Raw genomic sequence first — 15,796 nt, 5'->3', positions numbered from 1 at the left:
GGTTCCTCCGATTCAGTGCGCTCCGACGGGAACGGCGTTCGCGGTCTGGCCGAGCAGGCCGATCGCGGCGTGGACGTGGCGCAGCGCGGGGGCGGGCACGCCGGTCAGCTCCGAAAGCTCGACGACGGCGCCGATGATCGCGTCGATCTCCAACGGCTTGCCAGCCTCTAGGTCCTGCAGCATCGACGTCTTGTGGTGGCCGACGCGCCAGGCGCCGTTGATGCGTTTCTCGACCGACACCTGCGGGTCGCTGCCCGCGGCACGGGCGATCGCGAGGGTCTCGTTCATCATCGCGGCGACGAGCTCGCGGGTGTCCGGATGCTCGCACATCTGGACCATGGTCGCCCTGGTGAGCGCGCTGAGCGGATTGAAGGCGACGTTGCCCATGAGCTTGACCCAGATCTCGTCGCGCAGATCGAGCTCGACCGGCGCCTTCAGCCCGCCCGCGATCATCGCGTCGGCGAGTGCCGCGCACCGGGACGTGACGCCGCCTTTCGGCTCTCCCAAAGCGAACCGGGTCCCTTCGAGATGCCGGATCACGCCCGGCTCCTCGATCACCGTGGAGCAGTAGACGACGCAGCCGATCGCGCGGCGCAGTTCGAGGACCTCGCTCACCGCGCCCCCTGGGTCGACCGTCTCGATGCGGCGGTTCTCCAGCGGATGTCCGGCCAGGCCGTGGAAGTACCACCACGGGATCCCGTTCTGCGCGGCCACGATCGCGGTGTCCTCACCCAGCAGCGGCGCGATCAATGGACCGCAGGAGGCGTACGAATTCGCCTTCAGGCCGAGGAAGACGAAGTCGACGGGGCCGACCTGCGCCGGATCGTCGGTGACATGGGGGTGGACGGTGAAGTTCCCCCGCGGGCTGAGCACCCGCACGCCGTGCGCGCGCATCGCTTCGCCATGCGCCCGTCTCGCGATGAGGTGGACTTCCGCCCCGCCTCGGTGGAGCGCGGCGCCGGCGTACGCGCCGATCGCCCCCGCGCCCAGAACAGCGACCTTCATGACATGCCTCCCGCTCAGCCGAAGACCAGATTGCATACAGTATCCTGTAGATGGTCGGCATGTCACGCCCCTCCCGCATTTCGTCCTCTAAATGCGGAACCTTCGCGTGCATCCGGCGCACTCAGAGGACGAAATGCGGAGGCAAGCGGAGATTGTCGGGATTTTGCATACCAAAACCTGTATCCTGAACCGGAGCGAGTCATCCGGAGGTCCTGTGAGCCAGCCCGTTTCACCCCTGCCCGACCGCGGCCCCACCGGTCGCCGCACCAAGGGCACGCTCAACCCGGCGACGGCCAAACGCGTCGAGCGGCCCGCCCCCCTGCGCCAGGTCGTCTACGACGCGCTCGCGGAGCTGATCATCAACCGGACCCTCGAACCCGGCCAGCACCTGGTCGAGGCGGACCTCGCCGAGTACCTAGGCGTCAGCAGGCAGCCGGTCCGCGAGGCGTTGCAGCGCCTGCAGACCGAGGGCTGGGTCGACCTCCGTCCCGCGCAGGGCGCCTTCGTGCACATGCCCACCGACGAGGAAGCCGATCAACTGCTCAGCGTGCGCACCGTCCTGGAGGCGCACTCCGCCCGTCTCGCCGCCGACAGAGCCGGCGGCGAAGACGTCGAACGCTTGTGGGAACTACAGAAGACCGGGCTGGAGGCGTTGGCCGCCGACGACACCGAAGGCCTCGTCGCGGCCAACGCCGCGCTCCACGCGTTCATCACCGATCTCTCCGGCAACGCCGTCCTCGCCGAGATGATCGGTATGGTCGATCGCCGCGTCCGCTGGTACTACACCCCGATCGCCCGTCCTCGCAGCCATGACGCCTGGCAGGAACACGAGGATCTGATCAACGCCATCGCCGCCGGTGACGCCGTCGCCGCCGAACGGATCATGAATCAGCACACCGAGCGCACCCGGAAGGCCTTCCACGAACGTCCGAAGGAGGGTTAGGCCAGGTTCAGCTCCTGCTCACGCCTCGGCGTCCGCGAACGCGAACGCCCTGGCTGCCGGAGCAGCAGACTGAGGCCGGCCGCGAACAGGCTCGTCCCGCCCGCGAGGAAGAACGCGCCGCCGTAGCCCCACGCCACCACGACCATCGCGCCGACACCGGAGCCGACCAGGCCCGAGATCAGCTTCGAACTGTAGACCAGGCCGTAATTGCTGGCGTTGTTGTTCTCGCCGTAGAAATCGGCCGTCATCGCCGCGAACAGCGGGAAGATCGCGCCGCCGCCGAAACCGGAGATCATCGACGCCAGCAGGAACAGCGGCATGCTGCCGATCGAACCGGACAGGTACACCGCGAACTGCGCGAGGCCGAGCACCACGCAGACCATGAACAGGGTCTGGCGCCGTCCGTAGCGGTCGGAGATCCAGCCGATCACCCCGCGGCCGGTGCCGTTGATGATCGCCTTCAGGCTCATCGCGAGCGCGACGATCCCGCCCGCGAAACCCATCTCGTTGCCGAACGGGACCTGCATCGCGATGCCGAAGATGTTCACCCCGGCCGTGCACAACAGGCAGAACCACATCAGCGGCAGCATGCCGGTCCGGAGCGCCTCCTTCGGCGTGTACTGCTTCACCGCCGGCGGATTCTTCTCCAGGGAACGGCGGACCCGGGGATCGTCGGACACCTTCAGCGGGTCGACGTGCGGGGGCCACCAGTTCTTCGGCGGGTCCTGGAAGTAGAAGCCGCTGACCGCGACCACCCCTGCCAGGAAGAGGCCGACCACGAGCAGGACGCCCGAGAAGTTGGAAAGGTCCATATAGGAGGTGAAGAGGAAGATGAAGGGCACCGAACCGTAGGCGAAGCCGCCGTTGACGAATCCGGTCTTGCCGCCCCTGCGCTCCGGGTACCACTTCCCCACCATGTTGACGCAGGTCGCGTACACCAGCCCGGCCCCGCCACCGCCGAAGAAGCCGAAGCCCAGGTACGCCCAGATCTCGCTGGGCGCGTAGGCGAGCGAAAGGTACGCGAGCAGGGTGCCCACCGCACCCAGCAGCATCGCCGCCTTGGCGGGCAATGTCCCGTTCTCCCGCATCTTCCCCGCCGGGAAGGCGACGATCGCCTGGAAGAACACCCAGACTCCGAGCAGCCAGAAGATGGTGGCGCCGTGCCAGCCGTGTGCGGCCGACAGCGTCTCCTCCGCCGACGTGAACGCGTATTCCGACGAACTGATGGCCATCATGGCGACCCATGGCAGGATCACCATCGTCCATCGTGGACGGCCCATGATGTCGCGATCGGTTTCGCCGACGCGATAGATCCGGCCGTTCGAATCGATTACTTCCTTGTACGCTCCGGGTGGTTGAGCCGCGGTCGATGACGTCACTGTCATTCTCCTTGGTCGGTTTGGTTCCGGAATCAGTCGAGCAGTCCCGCGGAACGTGCCCAGCGATACTTCGCACCGAGCACGGCCACCGGTTTCTCCGTCGTGTAGGGATAGGCGACGACACCGTGCTCGTACAGAAAACTGCTGGCCTGTTCGACCTCGACGTCGCCTGCCAGCGAGGCGACGACGGGCTTGTGGATCCCCTTCGCTCGATATTCGGAAACGACTTCCGAAACCAGTTCCGCGAAGATCATCGGCGGGGTGACGATAGTATGCCAATAGCCGAGGATCAAGGCATGGATTCGCTCGTCCTCCAAACCGAGCGCGATAGTGTTCCGGTAGGTGGTAGGTGGCTCGCCGCCGGTGATGTCGACGGGGTTGCCCGCGGCGCCGAACGGCGGGATGAATTTCCGGAACGACGTGTCGAGATCGGGCGGGATCTCCATGAGATTCAGCCCGTTGTCCACACAGGCGTCGGAAAGCAGGACACCCGAACCACCCGCGCCGGTGATGATCACGACGTTCTCACCTTTCGGCGTCGGCAGCAATGGGATGCCGCGCGCGTATTCGAGGAGATCGTTGAGACCGGGTGCCCGGATGACCCCGCTCTGCCGCAGGATGTCGTCGTAGACCTTGTCGTCGCCCGCCAGGGCGCCGGTGTGCGAACTCGCGGCTTTCGCGCCTTGGGAGGTGCGGCCCGCTTTGAGGACGACGACCGGTTTCCGCACCGAAACCCGTTTCGCCGTTTCCGCGAACGATCGCCCGTCTTTCAGGTCTTCGAGATGCATGGCGATCAGCTCGGTGTTTTCATCTTGTTCGAAGAAGGTGAGCAGATCGTCCTCGTCGATATCGGCCTTGTTACCGACTCCGATGATCGAGGAGACACCCATTTTCGCCGACCGGCTGAACCCGAGGATCGCCATCCCGATGCCGCCGCTCTGCGAGGAGAGCGCGACGCCGCCCTTGACGTCGTACGGGGTGCAGAACGTCGCCGAAAGGTTCTCGGGCGTGTAGTAGTAGCCGTAGATGTTGGGGCCGAGGATCCGGACGCCGTGCTCCCGCGCGATCGCCACGACCTGATCCTGGAGTTCGATGTTGCCGGTTTCGCCGAACCCGGACGGGATCAGGATCGCCCCGGCCACCCCTTTCCGGCCCGCCTCGGCCAGCGCGGCGGGGACGAATTTGGCGGGGATGGCGAACACCGCGACGTCGACATCGCCCGGAACGTCGGAAATGCTCGGATAGGCCTTGCGGTCGAGGATCTCCGCGGCCTTGGGGTTGATGGGATGGATCTCCCCCGCGAACCCGCCGTTGACGAGGTTCTTCATCACCGAGTTGCCGATCTTGCCCGCCTCGGCCGAAGCGCCGATGACGGCGATCGACGCCGGCTTCATGATCCGGGTCATCGATGCCAGGATCTCCTCCTGGCTGAACCGCACGGGCTCGCGCGCCGCTTCGGGATCCACCAGGATCCGGACGTCCACCGCGGTGGCGCCGCCGGGAGTGGCCAGCACCGGGTTGAGGTCGACCTCGGCCAGTTGCGGGAAGTCGGTGACCAAGGTGCCGACGCGCGTGAGCACGTCGGCCAGCGCGTCCCTGCTCACCGGCTCCGCGCCTCGGACGCCGCGCAGGATCTCCGCGGCCGCGATGCCGTCGATCATCGAGAACGCCTCGTCGCGGTCGAGCGGGGCGAGCCGGAAGGTGACGTCCTTGAGCACCTCGACCAGCACCCCGCCGAGGCCGAAGGCGACGATCTTGCCGAAGGTGGCGTCGGTGGTGGCGCCGATGATCACCTCCTGCCCGCTGGTGAGCATCTGCTGCACCTGCACGCCGGTGATCTCGGCGTCGGCGTCGTACGCCTCGGCGTTGGCGACGATGGACCGGAAACCGTCCGCCACGGCGTCCGCGGTCGCGAGGCCGACCAGCACTCCGCCGGCCTCCGTCTTGTGCAGGATGCCCGGTGAGACGATCTTCAGCACCACCGGGAAGCCGATCTCCTCCGCCTGCGCGACGGCCTCCTCCGCGGTGGTGGCCAGCCGTTCCGCCGGGGTCGGGATCCCGTATGCCTCGCACACCTCTCGGCCTTCCGGCGCGGTGAGCGACGTCCGCCCCTCGGCGGCGACCTTTTCGAGGATCTTCTCGACGATCTCTTTGTCTGCCATGAGTCCTCCTCAGATCACGCCGGCCGCGCGCAGCCGGTCCAGGTCGTCCACGCCGTAGCCGAGTTCGCCGAAGACCTCGGCGTTGTGCTCGCCGAGCAGCGGCGAGCGTTCGACCTCGACCGGCGAATCCGACAGCTTCAGCGGGCAGCCCACGGTCTTGAAGGCACCACGTTCGGGATGGTCGACCTCGACGACCGAGCCGAGTTCGGCCAACGTGGCGTCCTCGGCGAGTTCCCTGGTGGACAGGATCGGGCCGCAGGGGATGTCATGGGCGTTGAGCGCCTCCATCACCTCCCATTTGGTGTGCCGCTCGGTCCACTCTTCGATCATCCCGAAGGCCTTGTCCAATTTGGACAAACGCGCTTCCGGGGTGGCCCAGTCCGGGTCCTCGGCCAATTCGGGTTTGCCGATCAGCCGGGTGATCGGCTGCCAGCCGACCGGCTGGATGATCACGTAGATGTAGTCGTTCGGTCCGCCCGGCGCGCATTTCACCGCCCAGCCCGGCTGACCACCGCCGGACGCGTTGCCCGAACGCGGGACCTCGTCGCCGAAGACGTCGTTCGGGTACTCGTTGAGCGGGCCGTGCGCCAGCCGTTGCTGGTCGCGAAGCTTGACCCGGCAGAGGTTCAGCACGGCGTCCTGCATCGCGACCTGGACCCGCTGCCCGCGGCCGGTGTTCGTCCGCTGGTAGAGCGCGGCCAGGATCGCGGCGACGAGGTGGATGCCCGTCCCCGAGTCCCCGATCTGCGCGCCGGTCGCGGTCGGCGGGCCGTCCTCGAAGCCGGTGGTGCTCATCGCGCCGCCCATCGCCTGCGCGATGACCTCGTAGGCCTTGAAGTCAGCGTAGCGACCGGGGCCGAAGCCCTTGATCGAGGCGTAGATCAGCCGCGGGTTCAGCTCCGCGAGCCGCTCCCACGGGTAGCCGAACCGGTCGACCACGCCGGGCCCGAAGTTCTCCACCAGGACGTCCACACTGGACACGAGCTGGTCGAAGACCTGTTTCCCCTGCTCGCTCTTCATGTTCAGGGTGATGCTGCGTTTGTTGGCGTTGAGCATCGTGAAGTAGAGGCTGTCCACCCCCGGCAGGTCCCGGAGCTGGCCGCGGGTGATGTCGCCGCGGCCGGGGGTCTCCAGTTTGATCACGTCCGCGCCGAGCCAGGCCAGGATCTGCGTGGACGAAGGTCCTGATTGGACATGCGTCATGTCGAGGACGCGGACGCCTTCGAGTGCCTTTCCCATCGGTGATCCCTCCCGGCTACTTGTACATGGTCTGGTTCATGGTTCCGGGCGCGTACACGTCCGGGTCGATCCAAACGTTGATCAGCGAAGGCTTTCCGGACTCGCGGGCGCGCAGCAGCGCCGGGCCGATATCCGCGGGGTCGCGCACCGCCTCGCCGTGCCCGCCGAGCATGCGGGCGAACTCGTCGTAGGGCACGTCGCCGAGCGTGTTGCCGACGCGTTCCCGGCCGAGGCCGTACTTCGCCGCCTGGCCGTAACGGATCTGGTTCATCGAGGAGTTGTTGCCCACGATCCCGACGAACGGCAGGTTGAAGCGCACCAAGGTCTCGAAGTCCCAGCCGGTCAGGCTGAAGGCGCCATCGCCGAACAGGGCGACGACCTCCTTCTCCGGCCGCGCGTGTTTCGCGGCGAGGACGAACGGGATCCCGACGCCGAGCGTGCCGAGCGGACCGGGGTCCATCCAATGGCCAGGCGCCTTCGGCTGGACGACCTGTCCGGAGAACGTGACGATGTCGCCGCCGTCGCCGATGTAGAGCGAATCCTCGGTGAGGAATTCGTTGATCTCGTGCACCAGCCGGTACGGGTGGATCGGGCTCGCGTCGGAATGCTGGAGTGGCAGGCGCTTCTGTTTCGCCTTCGCCTCCACGTCCTGCAGTTCTTCCAGCCAGACCTTGCGCGCCACGGCACCGTTGTCGACCCGGCCGGTGGCCGCGTCCGCGACCGCGGCGAGCACCTGTCCCGCGTCGCCGACGATGCCGAGGTCGACGTCCCGGTTCTTCCCGACGGTGCGGTAGTCGAGGTCGATCTGCACGACGGTCGCGTCCGGCGAAAGCCGCTTGCCGTAGCCCATCCGGAAGTCGAACGGGGTGCCGACGATGACGATCACGTCGGCGTTGTCGAAGGCGTACCGGCGCGAGAGCTGGAAGTGGTGCGGATCGCCGGGCGGCAGCGTGCCGCGCCCGGCGCCGTTCATGTACGCCGGGATGTTCAGCCCGCGCACCAGCTCGGTCGCCGGTCCGGTGGCGCGGGTCGTCCACACCTGGCTGCCGAGCAGGATGGCCGGCTTCTTCGCGTGGACGAGCAGGTCCGCGAGTTTCTCGATGTCGGCCGGGTCGCCCGCGTTCCGGGTGGACGCCCGGTACCGGCCTTCGGTGGGGATCCGCGCCTTGTCCACCGGCACCTTGGCGTCGAGGACGTCCCTGGGAATCTCCAAAAAGGACGGTCCGGGCGCGCCGTGGTAGCACTCGCGGAAGGCCATCGAGACCAGGTCCGCGACCCGCGCGGTATGCGGGACGGTCGCGGAGAACTTGGTGATCGGCGCCATCATGTCGACGTGCGGGAGATCCTGCAGTGAACCCATCTTGTGCTGCGTCAACGCCCCCTGCCCGCCGATGAGCAGCATCGGGCTCTCCGCACGCAGCGCGTTCGCGACACCGGTGACCGCGTCCGTGGTCCCGGGGCCCGCGGTGACGACCGCGCAGCCGGGGCGGCCGGTGATCCGCGCGTAGCCGTCGGCCGCGTGCGCCGCGACCTGCTCGTGCCGGACGTCGATGACCTCGATGCCCTCGTCGACGCAGCCGTCGTAGATGTCGATGATATGCCCGCCGCACAACGTGAAGATCGTGTCGACGCCCTCCGCCTTGAGCGCCTTGGCCACCAGGTGGCCGCCGGAGATCAGGTCCGGGGCGGGTTCGGAACCGTTGGTGGTGGCCTTCGTCGCGGTGTCCCCCGCAGCGGTGCCGGTCGTTGGCGCCATCGTTCAACTCCTCCTTCTCGCACGCCGGACCTCTCTGATCCGTGCGCTCGTTTCCGGATCTGCTCCGTCCGCCCGCCCCTGTTCGAAGCCCCTGGTCGCGGCAGACTGTAGATTGCATACCGTATGAGGTAGGCATATAGTTACTCTTCGAACGCTCCGGTGTCCAGGGCCGCAAGCAGGTTTTCCCGGCCGCCCCCGGGGCTCGTCCTCTTCCGCGGAGAAAGGACTTCACGTGGACCTTTTCGAGCACGAGGCCCGGGATCTCTTCGAGCGGCACGGCGTCCCGGTCCCCCGGGGAAAGGTCGTCGCCACACCGGAATCCGCGAGGGCGGTCGCCGTCGAACTGGGCGGGTCCGTCGTGGTCAAGGCGCAGGTGAAGACCGGCGGCCGCGGTAAGGCCGGCGGGGTGAAGGTCGTCCACTCCCCCGACGACGCCGAACAAGCCGCCGAGGACATCCTCGGTATGGACATCAAAGGACACCGCGTCCACCAGGTGCTCGTCACCGAAGCCAGCGCGATCGCCGAGGAGTACTACCTCTCCTTTCTGCTCGACCGCGCCGCCCGGACCTTCCTCGCGATGGCGTCAGCCGAAGGCGGGATGGACATCGAGACGGTCGCGGCCACGAAACCCGATGCGCTGGCCCGGATCCCGGTCGATCCGCTGACCGGTGTGGACACCGCGATGGCGGAGCGGATCATCGAAGCGGCCCGGCTCCCCTCGGCGGCGGCCGACGCGATCGTCGCGCTGTGGACGGTCTTCACCGAGGAAGACGCCACGCTCGTGGAGGTCAATCCGCTCGTGCTGACCACGGACGGGACGGTCGCCGCGGTCGACGGGAAGGTCACCCTCGACGCCAACGCCGCGTTCCGGCACCCGTCCCACGCCGAGTTCGTCGATTCGCCGGACGAGAACCCGCTCGAACGCAGGGCCCGGGAGGCCGGGCTCAACTACGTCAAACTGGACGGCGACATCGGCGTGATCGGCAACGGCGCCGGACTGGTCATGTCCACTTTGGACGTCGTGGCCGCAGCCGCCGCGGAAGCGGGGGCCGACGGGCCCGCGAACTTCCTCGACATCGGCGGCGGCGCGTCGGCCGAGATCATGGCCGCCGGGCTCGGCGTCATCCTGGACGACGAACAGGTGCGCAGCGTCTTCGTCAACGTCTTCGGCGGGATCACCGCCTGCGACGCCGTCGCCGCCGGGATCATCCGTGCGCTCGCCCTGCTCGGCGACCGCGCGGTCAAACCGCTCGTGGTACGGCTCGACGGCAACAACGTCGCCGAAGGCAGGCGGATCCTCGCCGAGGCCGCGCATCCCTTGGTGACCCTGGTGGACACGATGGACGACGCCGCGGCGGCGGCGGCGAAACTGGCGGCCACGGAACCGGAGGCGTGAGATGGCGATCTTCCTCGACGAACACAGCAAGGTCGTCGTCGCGGGTATGACCGGCGCCGAGGGCCGCAAGCACACCGCACGCATGCTGGCCGCGGGAACGAACGTCGTCGGCGGGATCAACCCGCGCAAAGCCGGGCAGGAGATCCTTCTCTCCGGGCGCGCGCTGCCGGTGTTCGGCGGTACCGCCGAAGCCGTCGCGGCGACCGGCGCGGACGTCTCGGTGCTCTTCGTCCCACCGCCCGCGGTGAAGAACGCCGTCATCGAGGCCGTGGACGCCGAGGTCGGGATGGCGGTCGTCATCACCGAAGGGGTTCCGGTGCACGACGCGGCCGCTTTCTGGGCCCACGCGCAGGGAAGCCCGACCCGCGTGATCGGGCCGAACTGCCCGGGCGTGATCAGCCCCGGCCGGTCCAATGCCGGCATCATCCCGGACGGGATCACGAAACCCGGACGGATCGGGCTGGTCTCGAAATCCGGCACGCTGACCTATCAGCTGATGCACGAACTGCGCGAGCACGGCTTTTCGACGTGCGTCGGCATCGGCGGGGACCCGATCATCGGCACCACGCACATCGACGTCGTCGAGGCGTTCGAGAAGGACCCCGAGACCGACGTGATCGTGCTCATCGGGGAGATCGGCGGCGACGCCGAGGAGCGGGCCGCCGAGTACATCCGGGCGAGGGTGAGCAAACCCGTCATCGGTTACATCGCCGGGTTCACCGCGCCGGCGGGCAAGACGATGGGACACGCCGGCGCGATCGTGTCCGGGAGCGGCGGAACGGCCGAAGCGAAGAAGAAGGCTCTGGAGGCGGCCGGGATCCAGGTCGGCCGCACACCGAGCGAGACCGCGGCGATCGTCCGGGAAACCCTCGTCCGGTGAGCGATGCTGTTGGTCAGTTCACGGCCGCTGTCAGGACAGGCCGAGGCGGTCCGGGCGGCTGTAGACGTTCATCGACGTGCCCCGCAGGAACCCCACCAGCGTCAGGCCCATCTCCGCGGCGAGGTCCACCGCCAGCGACGACGGCGCGGAAACCGCCGCCAGCAGCGGAATCCCGGCCATGACCGCCTTCTGCACCAGCTCGAACGACGCCCGTCCGCTGACCATCAGCACCGTCCCGGACAGCGGCAGCCTCCCCTGGCGCGCCGCCCAGCCGACCACCTTGTCGACGGCGTTGTGCCTGCCGACGTCCTCCCGCAGGCACAGCAGATCCCCCGTCGCGCTGAACAGACCCGCGGCGTGGAGACCGCCGGTGCGGTCGAAGACCAGTTGCGCGTTCCGGAGCCGATCCGGCAGTTCGGCCACTGTGGACGGTGAGATCACCAGACCGTCGCCGTCCACCGGCCAGGTCGCGGTCGTCCGCACGGCGTCGAGGCTCGCCTTGCCGCAGAGCCCGCACGACGACGTGGTGTAGAAGTTGCGCTCCAGGGAGGCGTCGGGTGGAGCGACCCCGTCGGCGAGGACGACGTCCAGCACGTTGTAGGTGTTGGCACCGTCGGCCGTCGCGCCCGCGCAGTACCGGATCGACCGGATGTCGTCGCTCGACCGGGAAACCCCTTCGCCCACCAGGAATCCGGCCGCGAGATCGAAGTCGTGGCCAGGGGTGCGCATCGTGATCGTCAAGGGTTTGCCGCCGACGCGGATCTCCAGCGGCTCTTCGACGGTCAGCGTGTCCGGGCGGGTACCGGGCACCCCTTCCACCACCCGGACCACCCGCCGCCTGCTCGTCACCCGGCCCATCAGCGGATCGCCGGCAACAGCGACTTCGGCCGTCCCGGCTGGGAAAGCCGTCCGCCCAGGAGTGCCCCGAGCACGCTGAGCGCCCCCGCGACGGCGAACGCGCCGAGATAGCCGTGGCTGGACACGACGAACGCGGCAAGACCGACTCCGAGCAGCGCCCCGACGGCTTTGGCGGTGTACAGCACCCCGAAGTTCTGCAGCGCGGACTCCTCACCGAAGTAGTCACGGACCAGGGACACCAGCAGCGAGTAGCAGCTCCCGTTGCCGAGCCCCGCCAACGCGGCACCGGCCACGAGCCCCGCCGCGTTGTCGCCCGAGTAGAGCAGGACGAACTGGGCGATCCCGCCCGTGGCCAGTGCGAGGCGCAGGATCCGGCGACGGCCGAGCCGATCGGACAGCCCGCCGAGCAGGACCCGGCCGGCGCCGGTCACCCCGGCGAGCACCGCGAGCGCGACGGCGGCGAGCACCGGCCCGCCTCCTTGCGCGGCGACGAAGGTCGCGAGATAGGCGACGTCGAAGAGCAGGACCGCGGCGGCCAGCACGACGATGACGTACATCGCCACCGCGGTCGGGCACCGGAGCACCTCCGACGGCCGGTACTCGCGCAGGGCGGGCCGGTTGACCGCGACGCCGCGGTTGCGCACCTTGTCGGCCGCCCACACCCGCGGATCCGGGCGTTCCGGCCACCACCGGGGCGGCGGATCGCGCAGCAGCACCGCCGTGCTCGCGATCATCATGAGGATGGCCACCGCGACGACGTCCAGGAGCGGCCGCCGATTGCCCTCCGACAGCCAGAAACCCCCGGCCAGCACGAAAACCACGCTCCCGTAGGCGAAAGCGCCGCTGACGGCGCCGACCCGCGCCGGGACGCGGTCGGGGAACCAGTTCATCACCGTGCCGACACAGGTCGCGTAGACGACGCCCGTCCCGATCCCGCCGAGGACCGAGTAGCCGATGAACATCGTGAGGAGATCGCTGGCATGCCCCAAGGTGAACATCCCGGTGGAACAGAGCACCCCGCCGATGATCACCGCCACCGCTGGCGGGAACATCCCGCGCTCGCGTAACCTCGCGACCGGGTACACCACGCACGCCTGGCACACCGTCCAGAGCGCGAAGGAGACGACCACTTCGGGGAACGTCCATCCGTAGGTGGCCATCAAGACCGGTGCGACGACACCGAAGCCGTATTGCTGGATCCCGGCGGCGAACATCGCGGTCCAGCTCAGCCACGAGATCCATGACCGGGGCTTGCCGAGCAGGTCCACGTCGCTTTCGCCGACGCGATACCGGCGGCCGTAGTGGTCTCGCAGAATTCGAGGATCGGGCATGGGTCCCACCCCGCTCACGGCAGATTGTATACAGTATGTAGTCTGGTTATAGCACCCGGCCCGCCGGAAGTCCACGAATTGTCGTGCCCCCTCGTTAGCGTCGGCCGCCATGGACACCACGCCTTTCCGAGCCCGGATCCCGGAGGCCGATCTCGAAGACCTCCGCGACCGGCTCCGTCGCACCCGCTGGCCCGAGGACGAGACCGTCGACGACTGGTCGCAAGGCGTTCCCGCCGCCTACCTGCGCGAACTGTGCTCGTATTGGGCGGACACGTACGACTGGCGGGCCGCGGAGTCCCGGCTCAACGCGTTCCCCCAGTTCCGGACCGGGATCGACGGGCTCGGCATCCACTATCTGCACGTCCGCTCCCCGCACCCCGGCGCGCTACCGCTGATCCTCACCCATGGCTGGCCGGGTTCGGTCTTCGAGTTCCTCGACGTGCTCGGTCCGCTCACCGACCCGGTCGCCCACGGCGGGGACGCGGCGGATGCCTTCCACGTCGTCGTCCCATCCCTGCCCGGGTACGGTTTCAGCGACAAACCCGCCCGCGCCGGCTGGTCGATCCAGCGCATCGCCGACGCGTGGATCCACCTCATGGACGGCCTGGGCTACGAGCGCTACGGCGCCCAGGGCGGCGATTGGGGCACCAGCATCACCACGCTCATGGGGCGGACGGCGCCGGAGCGGCTGGCGGGGATCCACCTCAATCCGCCGCTGGCAGCGCCGGATCCGGCGACGTTCGACGATCTGACCGCGTCGGAACGGAAGTCGCTCGACGACCTCGAAAGCGCCAAGGCGGACGGTTCGGGTTACGCGATCCAGCAGACGACGAGGCCACAGACGATCGGCTACGCCCTTGCCGACTCGCCGGTCGCGCTGTGCGCGTGGATCGTCGAGAAGTTCCAGGCGTGGACGGATTGCGACGGCCATCCGGAGAACGCGCTGAGCCGGGACGCGATGCTCGACGACATCACGCTCTACTGGCTGACCGGCACCGGAGCCTCGTCCGCCCGCCTGTACTGGGAGAGTTTCGCCGAGGTGTCGAGCTGGTTCTCCGAATCCACTGTGGACACGGTCGCCGTGCCGACGGGCTGTTCGCTCTTCCCGCGCGAAATCCCGCGCCCGTCCCGCCGGTGGGCCGAACGCCGGTTCACCGACATCCGGTACTGGAACGAACTGGACCGCGGCGGCCACTTCGGCGCCTTCGAGCAGCCGGGCGTCTTCACCGAGGAGGTGCGATCCTTCTTCCGGCTCGTGCGGTGACCGTTGACTGTGACACCGTGTCAGGCTGTCTGGTGGGAGGACCATGTTCAGTATCGGAGACTTCGCCAAGCACGGCCGGGTGTCGGTCCGCATGCTGCGTCACTACGACGCCATCGGGCTGCTGCGGCCCGCCCATGTCGATCCGTTCAGCGGCTACCGGTCCTACACCGGCGATCAGCTGGCCCGGCTCAACCGGGTGATCGCGCTCAAGGACCTCGGCTTCACGCTCACCCAGGTGCACGAGATCCTCGACGCGGAGATCGGCGTCGACGAGTTGCGCGGAATGCTGCGGCTGCGCCGCGCCGAACTCGAAGCGGCCATCGCGGCCGACGAGGCGCGGCTCAAGGCCGTCGAAGCGAGGCTCCGGTCGATCGAAAGCGAGGGAACCATGCCTTCCGAAGACGTCGTCGTCAAAACCCTCCCCGCGGTGCGCGTCGCCGAGCTGACCGGGACGGCGGGCGGATACGTGAACGAGGAGATCGGGCCCATCGTGCAAGGGCTCTACAAGGAACTGTTCGGTGCGCTCGGCCCGATCTCGCCGTCCGGGCCGCTCATCGCCTACTACGAGGACGACGCCGACGGCGAACGAGTGCTGATCCACGCCGCGGTCCCGATCTCGGCCGAAACCGACGGCACCGAAGGATTCTCGACCGTTCGCCTCGCCGAAGTCGAGACCGCGGCGACGATCCTGCACCGGGGCTCGATGGAGACCGTGCTTTCCAGCTACCAGGCGCTGGCGAAGTGGGTCGACGCGCACGGCTACCGCGCGAACGGCCCGGCGCGGGAGTTCTACCTCGAATGCCCGGCCGACGGGGACCAGTGGGTCACCGAGCTGCAGCAGCCGATCGCCAAAGCCTGACCGCTCGCGACCGTAGTCCGTGAAGGCCTCCTTCACTACCTTCAGGGTAAGGAAGGAGGCCTTCACGACGTCGGCTCCGCCGTGAATCAGGGCGGCGCTTACCACTCATGCCCCGGTGAGATAACGCTGCAGGGTAGGTCCCAGCCAGCCCGCCGCGGTCTCGCCGTCCATCTCCACGACCGGCGGAAGCTTCAGGACGTACCGGCACAGTGCGAACCCGAGCACCTGCGTCGCCACCAACCCGGCTCGCTCGGGAGCTTCCGCCGGATCCGGCGCCAGCGCCAGCGCCACCGGGCCCAGTTGCGCGGCGAAGATCGACCGCATCCGTTCCGCGGCCGCCTCGTTCGTCACCCCGGCCCGCAGAAGCGCCATCATCGTCTCGTCGCCCTCCCAGCGCGTGAGCACATGCCGCGCCAGCATCTCCCCCACCGCCTCGTGCGGGGTCCCGGCGATGTCCGGCAGCCGCAGGTCGAACTCGGCCGCGGTCGCGAAGAGCTTTTCCTTGTTGCCGTAGTAGCGCATCACCATCGACGGATCGATCCCGGCGTCGGCCGCGATGGCGCGGATCGTGGCGCGCTCGTAGCCGTCGGCCGCGAACCGCTCACGGGCGGCGGCAAGGATCGCGGCGCGGGTGGCGTCCGAGCGCCGAGGCTTCGATTCGGTCATGTCAACAACTGTAGGCCTACAACTGTTGACAAGTCGAATCAGCCGGCACTAACTTTGC

Annotated in this window: 13 protein-coding genes; 5 read left to right on the top strand and 8 right to left on the bottom strand. The window is 68.3% G+C overall.

The window, feature by feature from the left end:
* Window positions 1-12: 12 nt before the first annotated feature.
* Window positions 13-1,005, bottom strand: a complete 993-nt coding sequence (locus tag ACIBTM_RS24680; RefSeq protein ID WP_395879464.1) for a 2-dehydropantoate 2-reductase — start codon at window positions 1,003-1,005, stop codon at window positions 13-15.
* Between the two features lie 214 nt (window positions 1,006-1,219).
* Here ACIBTM_RS24680 and ACIBTM_RS24675 point away from each other — a divergent pair, with 214 nt between their 5' ends.
* Complete coding sequence (locus tag ACIBTM_RS24675; RefSeq protein ID WP_395879463.1) at window positions 1,220-1,948, top strand: GntR family transcriptional regulator; 729 nt, start codon at window positions 1,220-1,222, stop codon at window positions 1,946-1,948.
* On the opposite strand, the gene ACIBTM_RS24670 is transcribed toward ACIBTM_RS24675, so the two are convergent.
* From ACIBTM_RS24670 to ACIBTM_RS24655, 4 genes are read right to left on the bottom strand one after another with little or no spacing between them, the layout of a single operon-like run.
* Window positions 1,945-3,333 carry an OFA family MFS transporter gene (locus ACIBTM_RS24670; RefSeq protein ID WP_395879462.1) on the bottom strand — a complete coding sequence of 463 codons (1,389 nt, stop codon included), beginning with the start codon at window positions 3,331-3,333 and terminating at the stop codon, window positions 1,945-1,947. The two genes, ACIBTM_RS24675 and ACIBTM_RS24670, sit on opposite strands and share 4 nt — an antisense overlap.
* A gap of 26 nt (window positions 3,334-3,359) precedes the next feature.
* Window positions 3,360-5,489, bottom strand: coding sequence for an acetate--CoA ligase family protein (locus ACIBTM_RS24665; RefSeq protein WP_395879461.1), 2,130 nt, complete (start codon window positions 5,487-5,489; stop codon window positions 3,360-3,362).
* Window positions 5,490-5,498: 9 nt separating this feature from the next.
* Entirely contained in the window at window positions 5,499-6,728 is a 1,230-nt protein-coding gene (frc, locus tag ACIBTM_RS24660; RefSeq protein ID WP_395879460.1) for a formyl-CoA transferase, read from the bottom strand.
* A 16-nt stretch (window positions 6,729-6,744) separates the two neighbouring features.
* Complete coding sequence (locus tag ACIBTM_RS24655) at window positions 6,745-8,484, bottom strand: thiamine pyrophosphate-binding protein (RefSeq protein ID WP_395879459.1); 1,740 nt, start codon at window positions 8,482-8,484, stop codon at window positions 6,745-6,747.
* Between the two features lie 232 nt (window positions 8,485-8,716).
* Between ACIBTM_RS24655 and sucC the strand changes: the two genes are divergently transcribed.
* On the top strand, window positions 8,717-9,880 hold the full coding sequence (sucC, locus tag ACIBTM_RS24650) for an ADP-forming succinate--CoA ligase subunit beta (RefSeq protein WP_395879458.1): 1,164 nt from the start codon (window positions 8,717-8,719) through the stop codon (window positions 9,878-9,880).
* A gap of 1 nt (window position 9,881) precedes the next feature.
* Window positions 9,882-10,760 (top strand): succinate--CoA ligase subunit alpha, encoded by an 879-nt coding sequence (sucD, locus tag ACIBTM_RS24645; RefSeq protein WP_395879457.1) that lies wholly within the window; start codon window positions 9,882-9,884, stop codon window positions 10,758-10,760.
* A 30-nt stretch (window positions 10,761-10,790) separates the two neighbouring features.
* On the opposite strand, the gene fdhD is transcribed toward sucD, so the two are convergent.
* The gene (gene fdhD / locus ACIBTM_RS24640) at window positions 10,791-11,618 is read right to left on the bottom strand and encodes a formate dehydrogenase accessory sulfurtransferase FdhD (RefSeq protein WP_395879456.1); all 828 of its coding nucleotides are present in this window, start codon (window positions 11,616-11,618) and stop codon (window positions 10,791-10,793) included.
* Window positions 11,618-12,949: an MFS transporter gene (locus ACIBTM_RS24635; RefSeq protein WP_395879455.1), complete on the bottom strand. Its 1,332-nt coding sequence runs from the start codon at window positions 12,947-12,949 to the stop codon at window positions 11,618-11,620. Before ACIBTM_RS24635 ends, fdhD begins: the two co-directional genes overlap by 1 nt.
* Before the next feature lie 109 nt (window positions 12,950-13,058).
* Between ACIBTM_RS24635 and ACIBTM_RS24630 the strand changes: the two genes are divergently transcribed.
* A complete protein-coding gene (locus ACIBTM_RS24630; RefSeq protein WP_395879454.1) occupies window positions 13,059-14,213 on the top strand; it encodes an epoxide hydrolase family protein in 1,155 nt (384 codons plus the stop codon).
* Window positions 14,214-14,256: 43 nt separating this feature from the next.
* On the top strand, window positions 14,257-15,072 hold the full coding sequence (locus ACIBTM_RS24625) for a MerR family transcriptional regulator (protein WP_395879453.1): 816 nt from the start codon (window positions 14,257-14,259) through the stop codon (window positions 15,070-15,072).
* 105 nt (window positions 15,073-15,177) lie between these two features.
* Here the strand turns inward: ACIBTM_RS24625 and ACIBTM_RS24620 are convergent, their stop codons facing one another.
* A complete protein-coding gene (locus tag ACIBTM_RS24620) occupies window positions 15,178-15,738 on the bottom strand; it encodes a TetR family transcriptional regulator (protein ID WP_395879452.1) in 561 nt (186 codons plus the stop codon).
* Between the last annotated feature and the right edge of the window lie 58 nt (window positions 15,739-15,796).

It is taken from the genome of Amycolatopsis sp. NPDC049868, from assembly GCF_044461365.1.
Classification (GTDB): Bacteria; Actinomycetota; Actinomycetes; order Mycobacteriales; family Pseudonocardiaceae; genus Amycolatopsis.
Note: the sequence above shows the minus strand (reverse complement) of the source record. Positions and strands in the feature narration are given on the sequence as shown.